Annotated in this window: 13 protein-coding genes, 2 tRNA genes and 1 pseudogene; 8 read left to right on the forward strand and 8 right to left on the reverse strand. The window is 50.6% G+C overall.

Annotated features, from left to right (window positions below):
- The first annotated feature begins 25 nt into the window (after window positions 1-25).
- A complete protein-coding gene (locus NQD60_RS05965) occupies window positions 26-394 on the forward strand; it encodes a CCDC90 family protein (protein WP_257100062.1) in 369 nt (122 codons plus the stop codon).
- A gap of 31 nt (window positions 395-425) precedes the next feature.
- Here the strand turns inward: NQD60_RS05965 and clpB are convergent, their stop codons facing one another.
- The 3 genes from clpB to ispD are packed head-to-tail and all read right to left on the reverse strand — an operon-like array spanning window position 426 to window position 4309.
- On the reverse strand, window positions 426-3023 hold the full coding sequence (gene clpB / locus NQD60_RS05970) for an ATP-dependent chaperone ClpB (protein ID WP_257100063.1): 2598 nt from the start codon (window positions 3021-3023) through the stop codon (window positions 426-428).
- Between the two features lie 54 nt (window positions 3024-3077).
- Window positions 3078-3557, reverse strand: coding sequence for a 2-C-methyl-D-erythritol 2,4-cyclodiphosphate synthase (gene ispF / locus NQD60_RS05975; RefSeq protein WP_257100064.1), 480 nt, complete (start codon window positions 3555-3557; stop codon window positions 3078-3080).
- Between the two features lie 17 nt (window positions 3558-3574).
- The gene (ispD, locus tag NQD60_RS05980; protein ID WP_257100065.1) at window positions 3575-4309 is read right to left on the reverse strand and encodes a 2-C-methyl-D-erythritol 4-phosphate cytidylyltransferase; all 735 of its coding nucleotides are present in this window, start codon (window positions 4307-4309) and stop codon (window positions 3575-3577) included.
- Between the two features lie 117 nt (window positions 4310-4426).
- On the opposite strand from ispD, the gene mfd reads away from it, so the two are divergent.
- Window positions 4427-7891, forward strand: a complete 3465-nt coding sequence (gene mfd, locus NQD60_RS05985; RefSeq protein WP_257100066.1) for a transcription-repair coupling factor — start codon at window positions 4427-4429, stop codon at window positions 7889-7891.
- 32 nt (window positions 7892-7923) lie between these two features.
- Here the strand turns inward: mfd and NQD60_RS05990 are convergent.
- Window positions 7924-7999: transfer RNA gene (locus tag NQD60_RS05990), tRNA-Arg, on the reverse strand.
- Between the two features lie 190 nt (window positions 8000-8189).
- Between NQD60_RS05990 and NQD60_RS05995 the strand changes: the two genes are divergently transcribed.
- Window positions 8190-8780, forward strand: a complete 591-nt coding sequence (locus NQD60_RS05995; RefSeq protein ID WP_257100067.1) for a cytochrome c5 family protein — start codon at window positions 8190-8192, stop codon at window positions 8778-8780.
- A gap of 34 nt (window positions 8781-8814) precedes the next feature.
- Here NQD60_RS05995 and NQD60_RS06000 read toward each other — a convergent pair whose 3' ends face one another.
- Window positions 8815-10887, reverse strand: a complete 2073-nt coding sequence (locus NQD60_RS06000; RefSeq protein ID WP_223691519.1) for a UvrD-helicase domain-containing protein — start codon at window positions 10885-10887, stop codon at window positions 8815-8817.
- 136 nt (window positions 10888-11023) lie between these two features.
- On the opposite strand from NQD60_RS06000, the gene NQD60_RS06005 reads away from it, so the two are divergent.
- A tRNA-Ala gene (locus NQD60_RS06005) sits at window positions 11024-11099 on the forward strand.
- A gap of 390 nt (window positions 11100-11489) precedes the next feature.
- On the opposite strand, the gene NQD60_RS06010 is transcribed toward NQD60_RS06005, so the two are convergent.
- From NQD60_RS06010 to NQD60_RS06020, 3 genes and pseudogenes are all read right to left on the reverse strand, one after another.
- Window positions 11490-12227, reverse strand: coding sequence for a hypothetical protein (locus tag NQD60_RS06010; RefSeq protein ID WP_257100068.1), 738 nt, complete (start codon window positions 12225-12227; stop codon window positions 11490-11492).
- A 142-nt stretch (window positions 12228-12369) separates the two neighbouring features.
- Window positions 12370-13158 (reverse strand): annotated as a pseudogene (locus NQD60_RS06015) (IS5 family transposase).
- A gap of 67 nt (window positions 13159-13225) precedes the next feature.
- On the reverse strand, window positions 13226-13771 hold the full coding sequence (locus NQD60_RS06020; RefSeq protein WP_257100069.1) for an antimicrobial peptide resistance and lipid A acylation PagP: 546 nt from the start codon (window positions 13769-13771) through the stop codon (window positions 13226-13228).
- 352 nt (window positions 13772-14123) lie between these two features.
- Here NQD60_RS06020 and NQD60_RS06025 point away from each other — a divergent pair, with 352 nt between their 5' ends.
- The 4 genes from NQD60_RS06025 to NQD60_RS06040 all read left to right on the forward strand — a co-directional run bounded on the left by NQD60_RS06025 (window position 14124) and on the right by NQD60_RS06040 (window position 16300).
- A complete protein-coding gene (locus tag NQD60_RS06025; RefSeq protein WP_257100070.1) occupies window positions 14124-14252 on the forward strand; it encodes a hypothetical protein in 129 nt (42 codons plus the stop codon).
- A gap of 315 nt (window positions 14253-14567) precedes the next feature.
- Window positions 14568-15239, forward strand: a complete 672-nt coding sequence (locus NQD60_RS06030) for a CsgG/HfaB family protein (protein WP_257101276.1) — start codon at window positions 14568-14570, stop codon at window positions 15237-15239.
- A 36-nt stretch (window positions 15240-15275) separates the two neighbouring features.
- Window positions 15276-15644 carry a DUF4810 domain-containing protein gene (locus NQD60_RS06035; protein ID WP_257100071.1) on the forward strand — a complete coding sequence of 123 codons (369 nt, stop codon included), beginning with the start codon at window positions 15276-15278 and terminating at the stop codon, window positions 15642-15644.
- Complete coding sequence (locus tag NQD60_RS06040) at window positions 15644-16300, forward strand: DUF799 domain-containing protein (RefSeq protein WP_223694731.1); 657 nt, start codon at window positions 15644-15646, stop codon at window positions 16298-16300. The genes NQD60_RS06035 and NQD60_RS06040 overlap by 1 nt, the downstream gene beginning before the upstream one ends.
- The last annotated feature ends 81 nt before the right edge of the window (window positions 16301-16381 follow it).

The following is a 16381-nucleotide window of genomic DNA, read 5'->3' on the forward strand; positions in this document are numbered from 1 at the left end:
ATTAACTCAATATAGGACGCTTCTCATGAGTAAATTAATCTTTGACACTTACGAGTTCATCAAGCGGCTGACTGCAGCCGGCATGCCGCTCGAGCAGGCGGAAACTTTATCCGGCCTGCAAGCGCAGCTTATCGATGAGAGGTTAGCCACAAAAGACGATTTAGCCCAGCTTGAAGTTCGAGTAGATGAAAAATTTTCTCATGTGCATAAAGATATCAGTGAATTACGCAAAGATATGGGTACCCGCTTTGAACTTGCAAGCAAAGATACGGATATCAAGCTTTCCAAGCTAAAAGACACTTTAGTGGCTTGGGTGATTGGTTTGTTTTTAACACAAACGAGTTTATTAGTTGGCTTATTCAAATTACTACCCACTTCTTCAGCAGCGGTTTGAAGTGTAGTAGTTCTGATCACAGCTAATACAATTAATGCACTACCCGCTCAAAGACAAACCGTCCATCTTGATAATCCACTGGAATCAAATCTTTCGGACCAACTTTTCCTGAAAGAATCAACTTTGCAATCGGGTTTTCGATTTCCTGCTGAATAGCGCGCTTAAGTGGACGAGCGCCAAATAACGGGTCATAGCCAATCGCGCTGATTTGTTTCAGCGCTGCCTCCGATATCTCCAATTGCATGTCGAGCTTTACTAGACGCTCAGTCAAGTTAGCCAGTTGGACTTTCGCAATAGACTCAATCTGCGCGCGATCCAGCCCATGGAAGACGACCACTTCATCAATCCGGTTTAAAAACTCTGGTTTGAAATGCTGTTTGACTTCAGTCCACACGGCATCACGCACCGCTTCATGAGGCTCATCCACCATCGCTTGAATCAGATGCGAGCCCAAATTAGAGGTCATTACAATCACGGTATTCTTAAAGTCAACTGTACGCCCTTGCCCATCGGTCATGCGGCCATCGTCTAGTACCTGCAAGAGAACGTTGAAAACATCGGCATGCGCTTTTTCAATCTCGTCAAGCAGAATAACGCTATAGGGTTTGCGCCGGACGGCTTCAGTCAGATAACCGCCCTCTTCATAGCCAACGTAACCAGGCGGCGCGCCAATCAGTCTTGCTACGCTGTGTTTTTCCATGAATTCGCTCATGTCGATGCGAATCAGATGATCCTGCGAGTCAAATAAGAATGCAGCGAGCGCTTTACATAGCTCCGTCTTACCCACGCCGGTTGGGCCCAGAAACAAAAAAGAACCATACGGCCGCCCCGGATCTGCCAAGCCGGCCCGCGAGCGCCTGATTGCATCGGCCACAGCACGAAGCGCTTCGTCTTGGCCAATGACACGCTCATGTAGCTTGGCTTCGATATGCATCAGCTTGTCTCGCTCGCCTTGCATCATGCGAGCGACTGGAATACCCGTTGCGCGCGAGACCACTTCAGCAATTTCTTCCGCGCCCACTTGGGTGCGTAATAACTGCGGGCGAGTGGTTCCCGGCCCTTTTTCGGTTTCAGCTTGGGTCACCTGTTTAAGCTGTGCCTCCAACTGAGGAAGCTCGCCATATTGCAGTTGCGCCACCTGATCTAGCTTACCTTCGCGCTGCAAGCGAGCAATCTCAACCCGGGTGCGCTCAATTTTTTCTTTAAGGTGTGCACTCCCTTGCACGGCCGCTTTCTCGGCATTCCAGATTTCTTCGAGATCGGCATATTCCTTGCCAAGCCGGTCAATTTCCACCTCAATCAGCTGCAAGCGCTTTTGCGAGGCTTCATCTGGTTCTTTTTTGACCGCCTCACGCTCAATTTTTAACTGAATCAAGCGTCGCTCAAGCCGGTCCATGACCTCCGGCTTAGAGTCAATTTCCATTTTAATTTTAGCGGCGGCTTCATCGATTAAATCAATCGCCTTGTCCGGTAAAAAACGGTCTGTGATATAACGGTGCGAGAGTTCCGCAGCCGCTACAATCGCTGGATCGGTAATCTGAATGCCGTGATGCAATTCGTATTTTTCTTGCAAGCCGCGCAAAATTGCGATGGTGGCTTCTACGGTAGGTTCGTCAACTTGCACCCGCTGAAAACGCCGCTCAAGCGCGGCATCTTTTTCGACATACTTGCGGTATTCATCAAGCGTAGTAGCGCCAATGCAATGCAGCTCGCCGCGTGCGAGCGCGGGCTTCAGCATGTTGCCTGCGTCAAGCGCGCCTTCAGCCTTGCCGGCACCCACGACAGTATGAATTTCATCGATAAAAACGATTGTCTGCCCTTCGTCTTTGGCAACATCGCTGAGCACGGCTTTCAGCCGCTCTTCAAATTCGCCACGATATTTTGCACCTGCTAAGAGGGCCGCCATATCGAGCGATAAAACACGCTTACTTTTAAGCGATTCCGGCACTTCTCCGTTGACGATGCGTTGTGCAAGCCCTTCGACAATTGCCGTCTTGCCCACGCCAGGCTCACCGATTAATACCGGGTTATTTTTTGTGCGGCGCTGTAAAATTTGGATTGACCGGCGAATTTCGTCATCCCGGCCAATCACCGGATCAAGCTTACCGGCCCGCGCCCGCTCAGTTAAGTCTAGCGTATATTTCTTCAGGGCCTCGCGCTGGCTTTCTGCTTCTGGGTTACGCACAGAGTCACCACCCCGCACAGCGGCAATCGCGGCCTCTAGCGCCTTGCGCGTTAAGCCATGCTGGCGCACCAACTGACCTATTTCATTTTTATCGTCGGCCAGCGCGAGCAAAAACATTTCGCTAGCAATATAGCTATCGCCGGCTTTTTGCGCTTCTTTATCCGTCTGATTCAACAGACCTGTAAGATCACGGCCAAGCTGCACATTGCCATCCGTGCCTTGGACTTTTGGCAAACGCTCAAGCGCACTACTGAGCGCTTGCTGCAATGCTTGGAGGTGCACCCCAGCATGCGCCAGTAATGAGCGTGCAGCACTATCGGGCTGCGCGAGCAGCGCCAACAGCAAATGAGCCGGTTCGATATATTGATGATCGTTGCCAACGGCCAAGCTTTGGGCATCAGCCAATGCTTGCTGAAATTTGGTGGTGAATTTATCGATTCTCATTGAACGCCTCTATCTCGGTTACTTCACTACAAGTTAGGGTGATTGATGAGTTTTTCAAGTCCGGCTTAGCAAGACCACCGCCTCCGCAGAGATGCCTTCGCCCCGCCCAAGAAAACCAAGCTTTTCGTTAGTTTTCGCTTTGACATTCACACAATCGAGCGGCACATCTAGGTCAGCTGCAAGATTTGCGCACATCATATCAATATGAGGCGTGAGTCTAGGCGCTTGCGCAATCACCGTACTATCTAGATTAACCACCGTATAGCCCGCAGCTTGCACTCGGTTTAGCGTCTCGCGCAGTAACGTCCGGCTATCAGCGCCCGCAAACTGCAGATCCGTATCGGGAAAATGCCGCCCAATATCGCCCAGCGCCGCCGCGCCCAAAAGCGCATCAATCACTGCATGAAGCAACACATCGGCATCCGAATGGCCGAGTAATCCTCGCTCGTAAGGTACTCGCACACCACCAATGATAAGTGGCCGCTCTGGCACCAACTCATGAATGTCATAGCCCTGTCCAATACGAAATTGCATGCTTAAATCCCCTCATGTTAGATTTTTTGACGACCCAGGATGGCTTCGATGATGTCGAAATCATCCGGGTAGGTGACCTTAAAGTTACGCAGGCTGCCTTGTACTAGTTTAGGCGAATGCCCTAGCCCTTCAAAGGCACTCGCCTCATCAGTGAGTATATGCCCTTCTTGCTGCGCGCGCACCAGCGCATGACGTAGCATCCCTAGTCTAAACATTTGTGGTGTCTGCGCTAGCCATAACTGTGTGCGTGGTTCCGTGCGCAGAATAGACGGTAGCGACAGTGCGACCCCTGCTGCAACCTCGCTCGCCGGCGCCTGGCGCTTTAAGGTATCCGCCAGTGGCAATGCCACAATACCACCCACCGGATCATCACGTACGGCACGAATCAGCGCACGGATCAACTCTGGCTGGATACCCGCACGGGCGGCATCGTGCACCAACACCCAATCATGATCACGCGCGCCAAATTCCGCCAACGCCTTTAAGCCGTTAAGGACCGACGCTTGGCGACTGTCACCGCCACAGCGGCGCACCGCAAAACGCAAGCCACTAAAACGGCGTGGGTCAAAGTGAGCATCATTGGGCGCCAATACCACGAGCGTTTGGGTTAACTCAGAACACGCATCAAAAGCCGCCAGCGTGTGATAAAGCAGATTGTGACCTGCCACCATGCGATACTGCTTGGGCAATTGAGCGCCTGCCCGCTGCCCAATGCCAGCACATGGGATGACTACAAAAAGACGTTCATTCACAAGCACTTTATCGTCAACCAAAATAAAAAAATCGATTCGGATTCTATAATAGCCCCCTTTGCGACAAAGTTCTGAAAGAGCTCGCCGCGCTACTTATGTATTATGCCCTGTTGCTCTATGCCTGAAAACATCACGCTCGCTTCTCCTCATGTCCCTAGCTTAGTCAAGCCCGGTCAGCGCTTTGTCTTTGATGGCGCATACGGCTCAGCCGATGCGCTGGCACTCGCGCGTTATTTCACCACCCATCGCACACAGTTACCCTTGCTGGTGGTCTTTTGCGCACTCGCAGCCGACGCTCAGCGACTGCAGCATGAAATCGCTTACTTCGCGCCTGAAGCGCGCGTACGCCTTTTGCCGGACTGGGAAACCCTGCCTTATGATGCTTTTTCGCCACATCAGGATTTGGTTTCAGCACGGCTGGCAACCCTGCATGATCTGAGCGCGGGGCGCTGCGATATTGTGCTGGTACCCGCCACCACCGCCCTTTACCGGATGGCGCCCCCCTCTTTTATGGCGGCCTACACGTTTGAATTTACGCAAGGTGAGCAGCTTGATACAGCACAACTTAAAGCGCAACTGACCCTCGCCGGTTACGAGCATGTCAGCCAGGTCATGCGACCCGGCGAATATTGCGTACGTGGCGGGCTGATTGATCTTTTTCCAATGGGCTCTGCGTTGCCTTACCGGCTTGATTTATTTGATCATCAAATTGATTCGATCCGCGCTTTTGATCCAGATACCCAACGCAGTCTCTACCCAGTGCGTGAAGTAAGATTGCTACCGGGCCGTGAATTTCCGTTTGACGAGCCTGCGCGCACTGCATTTCGCAGCCGCTGGCGCGAACTCTTTGAGGGCGACCCAAGCCGGGTACCGCTTTATAAAGACATTGGCGTCGGCATACCGTCAGCCGGCATTGAATATTATTTACCGCTGTTTTTTGACGAAACAGCAACACTTTTTGATTATCTGCCGCCCACTGCTCACTTAGCAATGATTGGCGATCTAGATACAGCAATCAAGCAGTTTGCCGCCGATACGAAACAGCGCTACACATTTTTGTCTCATCATCGCGAGCGGCCCATTCTAGAACCGGCACGCCTTTTTTTGTCAGATGAGGATTTTTTTACCCAGGCTAAACCTTTTGCGCGCCTTATTCTAGCAACGCCGGCTGCCGGCCAAGCGCGCCGCACGCACTGGGCTGAGCCACTGCCGACCCTCTCAGTGAACCGTCAGGCCAGCGACCCGGTGGCCGCACTTCGTGACTGGCTAGGCAAGACATCGCAACGCGTACTGCTTGCGGCCGAATCCGCTGGGCGACGCGAAACCATCCTGCAAATGCTTAGCGAGCATTCTCTCAAGCCCGCTTTGCTTGACACTTTTGCGGCTTTTACAGATGAGACGCTGCACTTTGCACTAACCACCGCGCCACTGGCCACGGGCTTTGCCTTACCCGCCGAAGGTCTTGCCGTCATCACAGAAAGCGAACTGTACGGCGGGCTGGCGCGACGTGTCGGACGCCGCCGACAAGAACAAGCGAGCGACGTCGATGCGATGGTGCGCGATTTGTCCGAACTTAAAATTGGCGAACCCGTCGTGCATAGTCAACATGGCATTGGACGCTATCACGGCCTAGCCTCAATGGACTTAGGCGAGGGCGAAACTGAATTTTTACACCTCGAGTATGCCTCCAATAGCACGCTCTACGTGCCGGTTTCGCACTTGCATATGATTTCACGCTATAGCGGCGCTAGCCCAGAGAATGCCCCCCTCCATGCACTCGGTTCCGGTCAGTGGGAAAAAGCCAGGCGCAAAGCCGCCCAGCAAATCCGCGACACCGCCGCTGAACTGCTCAATCTGTACGCTCGCCGCGCGGCCCGCGAGGGGCATGTTTTTTCTCTATCGCCCGATGATTACGAACGTTTTGCTGAAAGTTTCGGCTTTGAAGAAACGCCGGATCAGGCCGCCGCGATTGCGGCTGTGATGGCTGATATGACCAGTGGCAAACCGATGGATCGACTGGTCTGCGGCGATGTCGGTTTTGGTAAAACAGAAGTGGCGCTACGTGCTGCCTTTATTGCGGTGTTAGATGGCAAGCAAGTGGCACTGCTAGCGCCCACGACACTTCTGGCCGAGCAACATTTTCAGACTTTCTCCGATCGCTTCGCAGATTGGCCGGTTAAAATTGCCGAGTTATCGCGCTTCAAAACCGCCCAAGAAATTGCTCAAGCAATCACTGCATTGCAGGCCGGCACCGTCGATATTGTGATTGGCACCCACAAATTATTGTCGCCACAAATCAATTTTAAGCAACTCGGGCTGGTCATTATCGACGAAGAGCACCGCTTTGGCGTACGCCAGAAAGAAGCGCTTAAAACCTTACGCGCGCAAGTCGATGTGCTCACGCTTACCGCGACCCCAATCCCCCGCACGCTGGGGATGGCGCTGGAAGGGTTACGCGATTTCTCGGTGATTGCCACCGCCCCTCAAAAAAGGCTAGCGATTAAAACTTTTGTGCGCCGCGAAGACCACAGCACAATCCGCGAAGCCATGCTGCGCGAACTCAAACGCGGCGGCCAAATCTATTTTCTGCATAATGAAGTTGAGACCATTCAGCAGCGCCGCCTGATGCTCGAAGAGTTGATGCCCGAAGCCCGCATCGCAGTCGCGCATGGGCAGATGCACGAACGTGAGTTGGAACGCGTGATGCGTGACTTTGTTGCTCAGCGCACCAATGTGCTCTTATGTACCACCATCATTGAAACCGGTATTGACGTACCCAGCGCCAACACGATTTTGATGCATCGCGCAGATAAATTCGGCCTCGCCCAATTACATCAGTTACGTGGCCGCGTTGGCCGCTCGCATCACCAAGCTTATGCTTATTTACTGGTGCACGATCCAGAAGCGTTAACCAAACAGGCCATGCGCCGACTCGAAGCGATTCAGCAAATGGAAGAGTTAGGCTCAGGCTTTTATCTAGCCATGCATGATCTTGAAATCCGCGGCACCGGTGAAGTCCTGGGAGACAAACAGTCAGGGGAAATTCATGCCATTGGCTTTCAACTTTACAGCGAGATGCTGCATGATACCGTCAACGCACTTAAAGCTGGCCATGAGCCGGATCTGACCGCACCGCTTGCCGCTGCTACAGATATCAATTTACATGTCCCCGCACTGTTGCCTGCAGACTATTGTGGCGACGTGCAACAGCGACTGTCTTTATACAAACGACTGGCAGGCTGCGCCCTTGACGATGCTATCGATACCATCCACGAGGAACTGATTGACCGCTTTGGCAAGCTTCCCCCGCCAGCCCACGCACTGATTGAAACACACCGCATACGCGTAGCCGCCAAACCCCTTGGCATTATAAAAATCGATGTGTCAGAAAGTGCAATCACCCTGCTGTTTATGCCTAACCCACCGATCAACGCAGCGTACATCATTGCGCTGGTACAAAAGCATCGTCATATCAAACTGATTGGGCAAGACAAGCTGCGGATTGAAACTCAGGCGCAGGATCTGCCGGCACGGCTGGCGACGCTAAGAGCGACATTACGTATGTTGCGTGGGTTGGGGTGACAAGTATAAAGAGGCGTATTTTTATTGTATTTTGGCGCGCCCGGCTGGGATCGAACCAGCGACCTTCGGCTTCGGAGGCCGACACTCTATCCACTGAGCTACGGGCGCTTGGCAAAGCGAGAGACTGCTAAGCGAAGTCGCAAGGATACCCGTTTCAGCTCACGAAGTCTACGTGTTCAGTATGAATATCTAGCTATCTGCCCTCTGATCGGGCTTTTCCATCAAAAACACCCCCCTCAAATCAATCGTTTAAACTTATAATTTGCTGATATCGTTCAATAATGGAGACAAAACTAGCATGAGCGAAAACCATCACGACGCACTCATTAAAACTCCACGGCAGCTTATTGTAGTCGTCATTGCTTCTTTTTTGATTCCAGTCGTAGGCATTCTCTTGCTGATCGAATATGTTGATAATACCTATCGTGCAGGCACAGGCACCGATGCTATGTCGCCAGCCTCCATTACTCAGCGCATCGCCCCCATCGCTCAGCTCGAAATCCGCGAAGCAGCAGCAACACCAGCATTAAATACCGCCACCACCACGCCAGAAAACGCTTTGCCGACTACGCAAACTACAGCCTCAGCCGCGCTGGCTGCACTGTCTGCAATCCCCACCCCCTCAGTTGCCGGCAGTGGCGCCGATCTGGCGCAAGCCGGCAAAGCGCTCTACTCACAATTTTGTGTTGCCTGTCATGGCACTGGCGTGATGAATGCCCCTAAACTCGGCGATAAAACCGCCTGGGCACCTCGCTTAAAAGAATCGATCGAGACCATCTATAGCTACGCTCTGCATGGCAAAGGCAATATGTTGCCTAAAGGCGGCTCAAATGCCCCTGATGCTGAAGTTAAAGCAGCGGTTGATTATATGGTCAAAGCCGTTAAATAAAATTGATTGATCCCTAATCAATAGGGCGGCGAGACTAATTTAACAGGGCTTTTAAATTAGCCAAACGGTCTTTCGGCGTCATCGGGGCGTCTTCTGGCGCACCTGGCGCGCTCTCCTCCAGCACCATTTCTGCAATAAAACGCGACGGTTCACATACTTGCGTTTGCTGCGCATAGTTACGTTTCGTGCAATACGTAAGATGTAGACTGCGCTTGGCGCGAGTAATGGCGACGTACATTAAGCGTCTTTCCTCTTCAATGCGCGCATCATCCATTTCAACACCTTCGCCCCCTCGATGCGGCAAAATTCCCTCTTCACAGCCGATTAAAAATACATGCGGATACTCAAGTCCTTTGGCTGCATGTATGGTTGACAGTCGCGCTGCATCAGGATCTTCATCACGGCCCTCAAGCATTGACATCAAAGCCACCATTTGAATCAGTTGCAATAAGTTTTTACCTGTATCGGAGAGACCATCGGCCGTATCAAAGCCAGTGGCCGTTTGCTCCTCTAGCTCAGGCTTAGTGCCTTTACGTTTAAGCCACTCAAGAAATTCAAGGACATTTTGCCATTTGGTCCGCGCCTGGCGCTCATCATATGTATCATATAGATAAGCCTCATACTGAATGCCCGCCATTAAGTCATCTAGCAAAACCGTCGCGGGCTCTTTCGCCGCACGGACCCGCAAGCGCTCAATAAAATCACAAAATGCGCGCAGCGGCTCAAGTTGGCGCACCGCAAGCCGTGCTTCAAGCGCCCCCATATAAACCGCCTCAAACAGCGAACACTTCGCTTGTCCAGCAAATGCGCCAAGGGATTCAAGCGTCGTGTTACCCACACCACGGCGAGGCGTAGTGACCGCCCGAATAAACGCTGGATCATCATCCGCATTGGCGATCAGCCTTAGATACGAGCACACATCCTTAATTTCAGCGCGCTCAAAAAATGATTGCCCGCCTGATAAGACATATGGAATTCGCTCACGTCGCAGCACTTTCTCTAATACCCGCGCCTGAAAATTACCACGGTACAGAATCGCATAATCGCGAAACTGCGCCCGCCGCTCAAAGCGATGTGCGGAGAGCCGAAATACCACTGACTCAGCCTCATGCTCGTCATCATTAGCCGCCGTTACCGTAATCGCATCACCCACCCCATGTTCGCTCCATAATTTTTTCTCGAACAGCTTGGGATTGTTAGCAATCACATTGTTAGCCGCATCCAAAATACGCACGGTCGAACGATAGTTTTGCTCCAGCTTGATCACTTTTAGTGCAGGAAAATCAACTTGCAGCTGCTTGAGGTTTTCCAGCGTCGCGCCACGCCAACCGTAAATCGCTTGATCGTCATCACCCACCGCTGTAAATGCTGCCCGCGGCCCAGCTAGCCACTTCAGTAAAGTATATTGGCAAGCATTGGTGTCCTGATATTCATCAATCAGCAAATAACGTAAGCGGTTTTGCCATTTGTCACGGATCTCTTCATTAGCCGCTAAAAGCTCGGCCGGAATACGGATCAAATCATCAAAATCCACTGCCTGGTAAGCGCTCAGCGTGGCGACATAATTACGATAAATCAGTGCCGCCTGATGCTCATCTTCATCGCTGGCGTTGGCAAGCGCGCTCTCCGGCGCTACCAGCGCATTCTTCCAAAGCGAAATCGCGCTTTGAATACGGCGGATCAGTGCTTTGTCAGTGGTGGCTGCTTGCTCTTGGACCATCGTAAAGCAATCTTGCGCATCCATGATCGAAAACTGCGGCTTCAAGCCTACATGCTCGGCTTCTTGCCTGAGCATTTGCAGGCCAAGCGAGTGAAAGGTGCAAACCGTGAGTTGCTTAGCAGGTATCTTGCGCCCTTCCTTGCCAGGCGCAGACATGGTTTTGCCTTCCAGTAGCTGAGCCACACGCTCACGCATTTCGGCAGCGGCTTTATTGGTAAAAGTTACTGCGGCAATATATTTAGGCTCAAAGCCTCGCTCTTCAATCAGATACGTAATTTTTTGCGTAATCACGCGCGTTTTGCCGCTGCCTGCGCCCGCGAGCACCAGGCAAGGCCCATCAAGATAGCGCACCGCTTCGCGCTGCGCTGGGTTCAAACCAGCGGACATCGTATGCTTTATATTCAGATAAAAAGGCCGTGAATCGGCACAAGGGGGATGATCTTAACACGCGCAGAAAAAATATTGAGATGCGACTTGTTAATGAAAAAACACGTACTAGAATTTTTTTAAATCATGCAACCGTGGGGCGGTAGCTCAGTTGGGAAAGTGTCGCGTTCGCAATGCGAAGGTCGTGAGTTCGATCCTTATCCGCTCCACCAGAGCGCGACTTCGTATGACAACAACAGAAAACGACGGAGCATGATGCTTGGTTTCGCCATGAAGTACAGATTGGCATCAACGCAGCCACGTAGTAGTTCCGACTTGATCGTACAGTAAGCCCGCTATGAGCCGCGGCGAGGTCGCAGGTCGGCCTCTGTTTGAGGTGAAGCTCTCACTCATCAACGCGCTAAGCTGATCCCAGTTGATTAAACCCGCCAGTCGCACCAACGGATGACCATTTGACCTTGCCGCCGATTGATGCAATTGCTCTAATACAGATTCTTGGTCTGCCGAATCTTACGGGCTCTCTTTAGAGTTGTGTATAAGGACATGCGCTAAGGTATGGCGCATGGCGTATCGGATGGTTGGAAAGCAACAAACGATCAACTTCAACTAAAACGATTCAAGTTTTTTCTTCTCTCTTCCTCAATCTTCTTATATAGATCCGGACAATAAACCAAGTACGACTTATAGTCTATAAGCAAATTATACAAAGATAGTCCAGCCAATATAATAATAGCCACCCAAACACTGTGCTTATCCCCAGAATATCTTTCAAGAACTATCGACATAGAATTTTTTTGGCTCAACCCCAAATAATAATTCCAGCAGAGCATTGAGAAACAATAAAATGAAAACATTGTGAGCTCCATTATATCTGCCCTATTTGTTTCATATTCTCTATGAAGGTCAAGAAGATATTTGTCCTTTGTTTTATGTGCCTCATCCCTAAGCATCCATGAGTCCACATAATTAGTGTTGTCAGAGCTATACGATCTTTCAATATTAAGTTTTTTATATATATATGAATATAACCAATCCCCCACAGGCAAAATTACAGACATATAAATTGTTTGAAATATTGCTGAAAATATAGGGAGAACAAAAGATGTTAGAAGTGAATATAAAACGAAAATCAATATAATCTTAATAGCCAAATTTGACTTAATAATTACTTCATCATTACAGGCTAATTCGAACACGCCCGGCTGGTGAAAAATTAAAAACACGTTATCTACTAATAAAATAAATGTAGCCAAGAGAAGAAAGGATTTTAATTTAGTCGCAGCCCGAAGGAGTGAGAATATACCCAAGCCTTTTAGTGCTCCCTCACCAGAATCATTCAATTTATACTCCTCAATTTTTAGTATTTTTAGTTGTTTAAAAAATTTTTAATTAAAACCGACTTCCTTTGCTTTATATCCTATCAATTTTAGATTTGGTAGCATAATATCATTTGAACTATCAAACTCTTGTTATCTAGACTGCTCAAACTAAGAGTCTTTTAAGTAAAAGCACCAGGAAGGCTAAATGTATGAACTGGAGGCTGCTATTAAGCTTACACTCACAGTTTTTCCATAATCGCCGACATTTTTCGAGCCATGCAAAAGAGCGCTCGACGACCCAACGCTGTGGAATCACAGCAAAGGTATGCAACTCATTGCGTTTGGCAATCTGCACAGAAGCGCCAATTCTTTCACGGATCCCATCTGCAAAAGGCTCCCCCGTGTAGTCAGCATCCGCCAAGACTGCCTTGGCTATCTTTGCACCGGCCAACCGCGATGAGCCCCCCGGCGCGATCCGTCACATCGGCAGCGGTCACTGCAATCGCATGAGGTAATCCCTGCGTATCCACGAGAGAGAATGTGACCCTTGATACCCGATACTTTTTTGCCTGCATCGTAGCCTTTTTCCTGAGCGGTATCGGTATTCTTCACACTCTGCGCATCAACAATCCAGAAGCTCGTCTTGGCGTTGCGCTCCTGTTTTGTACGGACCGCGCCAACCACATTTTTTTAAAGCCTGCTAGAGCAGGCTCGACCTGTCATCACTGGATGCGCTCCATTGTCGATAATAGAAGTACACCGTATTCCAATTCGGAAAGTCGCTTGGTAGCATCCACCACTGACAGCCGCTCTTCAACAGGTACGTTATCCCACAAAATATATCTTATAGATCCATTCTACGAGGGCTCGTTTTCTTCCTACCCCCTTCCAGTAAAGGCTGTACCCCTTCAAACTGCTCTCGACTTATATCACTTGGGTAGCGCTTTCTCATCTTGCAATAGAACTCTTTTTTGATCAAGTCACTATTATCGCTTTTTTAAGAGATTCCAAACAGGCTCTTAGATTTGATAGCGCATCCAAACCAACCCCAACGCTCCTTTTTTGCGTGGGACCACTGTACTCATCAGCGAAAACTTCTTAAAACGTACTGAACCTATCGGCAATAGCACCGGCAAAGGTAGGTAATGAAGTATATCTTCCCGTCCAGTCAATCCCACGGTAAAACCTCCACCTAACGAAATCGGGCCAATTGGTTTAGTGAACCATTGACGCGCATAGCCAATAATCGGCTGAAGATGCTTATATGAATCAGCAAACGCCAAAACATACAGAAAATCTTCACGTCCATTGGCGTCAATCCAGTGCTTGCCAACGCCACCTCCATACGCTTTATAGTTCAATTCTTTTCCGCTAAACGTAGCACCTGCATGCCAAGCATAACCCGTTAGGTAAATATCCCAACCTCCCTCTTGATAAGGTTTGACGACATGCTGGCTGACAGAGGCTGTTTGCGCCCCACTAAAATCGGAATGCTCGTTAGCAACGGCCGTTAACTGAAATACGATGGCGGTTGTTATAAAACAAAAAATTTTCTGAATTTTCATAAGATAAGTATAGGTTCCATATTAAATTCTGAAACAGCACTCTATTAAAATCAATTGCCAACTATGCCTTAGAGTTACGATAAAAAATATTTTCTGAAATATCTCTCTCCTTTCTGGTAAGTTGAAATAGATACCCATTCAAAGTATTGCTGCCTTGCTTTGCAAACTGGACACGTATCTCCCAAAAGATACTTAAAAAGCAACGCTAACTTGAGGCGAGTTCATAACATGAGACCCAACTTGCTTATGCCAGAGACTCGCATAGACGCCATTTTTCGTCAACAAGCCGCCACCCGATAGCGTGCTGCCTCGCTCGCCGAACTGAGTTTCCAGCCCAGCATTTGCCGAGGCTATGACCAGTGTAAGCGCAGCGGTGCTGATGGCCTGCGCGATCTCTGTATCCGCTGCTTGCCGGCAAAATCACATTGTTGCGCTTACCCCCAATATCGCCATTGGAGGCATCACCGCAAAACAAAAATGAGTTCTTGCTGCTTAACTTTCTACTTTTAAAAACTATTAAAAATGGAGAGATTATCCTATAAGGCATTCAAGAATTGAATCTTTCTCCTACTTTTTTGTCAAATAACTTTATCAAAAACGAATGACTGCTTAAACCTTTTTTATTGGCATCTACTATTGACGACTTACTCATTATTAGGTACTTTTACGCATTAGTTGCATCAACGCCTCGCTAGTATATGATTATTCACCTCCAATAAGAACTGATCCTATGAAAATTGAAAAGCAAACAAATTTTTCGCTCACGAGGCATATTATGAAAGCACCTTCTGGGGCGATGGCAGGCATAACTTGTGTTGGTACAGCCCTGCTCGTCGTCATGCTGGGTGGTTGCGCGACCGAAACGTCGCAGGTGCTGCCAGTGCAGAAAGTGGAAAGCGCAAGCCGTCCCTACGCGGGTGTGCGCGCACCCATCGCGGTGGGCAAGTTCGATAATCGATCAGCCTACATGCGCGGCGTGTTCTCGGACGGTGTGGATCGCCTTGGCGGCCAGGCCAAGACCATCTTGATTACGCACCTGCAGCAGACCAACCGCTTCAACGTGCTCGATCGCGACAACCTGGCCGAGATCAAGCAGGAGGCCACCATCAAGAACGCGGCGCAGAAGCTCAAGGGCGCGGATTACGTGATCACCGGCGACGTGACTGAATTCGGTCGCAAGGAAACCGGCGACCGCCAGTTGTTCGGCATCCTAGGACGCGGCATGGAGCAGGTCGCCTATGCGAAGGTCAGTCTGAATGTGGTTAACATCGCCACGTCCGAAGTGGTGTTTTCGGCTGGCGGAGCAGGCGAATACAAGCTGTCAAACCGTGAAGTGATCGGTTTTGGCGGCACCGCCAGCTATGACTCAACGCTCAACGGTAAAGTGCTGGACCTGGCCATGCGAGAAGCCGTGACGAACCTGGTCAATAGTATTGAAAGCGGTGCGTGGAAGCCAGGCGCGCAATGAGACAAAACAACAGAACATCAAAAAGGATAACTACTCATGAGCAAGACGTTTACGATATGGCGAGCGGCCACTGCTGCCATCATGGGAGGCGCGCTGCTGGCCGGTTGTGCCGCGCCGAGCAAGCCGCTATATCAGTGGGAGGGCTACCAGCCGCAGGTTTACGAATACTTCAAGGGCGCATCGAAGGAAAAGCAGATTGCTGAACTCGAACGCGGCCTGGAGAAGATCAAGTCAACCAATGGTGCGGTACCACCAGGCTACCACGCCCACCTGGGCCTTCTGTATTCAAGCTTGGGCAAGGATGACCAGATGGTCCAGGAATTCCAGACCGAGAAGGCGCTGTTTCCAGAGTCGGCAGCCTATATCGACTTCCTGATGAAGAACGTCAAAAAGGGGACCCAATGATGACCCAGCGCTTCCTGAAACTGTTTACCGCCGCTGGCCTGGTTATGTTGATGGCGGGTTGTGCAGCGCCAACCAAGAACGTCGACTATTCGGCCTTCAAGGCCAGCAAGCCGCGCTCGATCGTGGTGTTACCGCCGCTCAACAAATCGCTGGAAGTGGGCGCAACCTACGGCATGCTGTCGCAGGTGACTGTGCCGCTAGCCGAGGCGGGCTACTATGTGCTGCCGGTCACACTAGTGAACGAGACCTTCCAGCAAAATGGCCTGACCGTTGCCAGCGATATCCACGGCGTGCCGGTCGCCAAGCTCAGAGATATCTTCAGCGCTGATGCTGCTCTGTACATCACTATCACGCAGTACGGCACCAAGTATATGGTATTCGACAGTGTCAGCACCGTGGCAGCCAATGCCAGGCTGGTGGACCTCAGGAGCGGCCAGACGTTGTGGACCGGCCAGGCCAGCGCGTCGAGCAACGAAGGCAACAATAACAGCGGCGGCCTGGTTAGTATGCTGCTGACAGCGGTGGTCAAGCAGATCATCCACAGTTCAACCGACCGGAGCTATGGGATTGCCGGAACGACAAGCTTTCGTCTGTTATCGGCGCAACCAGGCGGCATCCTCTACGGCCCACGTTCGCCCAGCTACGGCACGGATTGACGCCCTGCGCAGTAGCTACTCCGGTGCGTAGAGGCGTTGGTGTCTTGACCTCAGCCAAGCGTCGTGACTGAGAGCCAAGCC

The sequence above is a fragment of the Mycoavidus sp. SF9855 genome (assembly GCF_024582735.1).
GTDB lineage: Bacteria > Pseudomonadota > Gammaproteobacteria > Burkholderiales > Burkholderiaceae > Mycoavidus.